1 pseudogene is annotated in these 511 nt (G+C 56.6%); it reads left to right on the top strand.

The features are described from left to right. A pseudogene (locus AWB78_RS43105) lies at positions 1-511 on the top strand (IS4-like element ISCku4 family transposase); the annotation flags it as partial.

Here is a 511-nt window from a genome sequence, read left to right as displayed (position 1 = left end):
TCACCCTTGCCGGGGCGCGTGCCTGTTGATGTGCACCGACCTCGGCCTGGATCCCATCGAAATCATTCGCTTGTATGGGTTGCGCTTCAAGATCGAACACAGCTTCAAACAAGCGGTACATCGGATCGGCACATTCGCGTACCATTTCTGGATGCAAGACATGAAGCCGCTTAGCCGCAGGAACGGCGATCAACACCTGCATCGCGAGTCGCCCGAGTACCGCAACGCCGTCAAGCGCAAGACCCACGCCTATCACGTCTTCATTCAGGCTGGCATCGTTTGTCAGGGACTGCTTCAGTACCTGGCAGCGGTATTCCCTTCACTCGTCTGGAGTTCCTTTGGATCCTGGCTGCGCACGATCCGCCCCGGCATCCCGCCATCGGAGTTGGTCGTTGCCAATGCACTACGCCAATGCCTGCCCGAATTTCTCGTGAATTGCGCCAAAACCAATTTCTTCGCGAAATTCATCACCGAAAGGCAGGACCCTGACACCTTCGAGATGTTCCGACTG

Origin of the sequence: Caballeronia calidae (assembly GCF_900044055.2) — a bacterium.
Classification (GTDB): Bacteria; Pseudomonadota; Gammaproteobacteria; order Burkholderiales; family Burkholderiaceae; genus Caballeronia; species Caballeronia calidae.
This window is presented reverse-complemented; position numbering and strand designations above follow the sequence as displayed.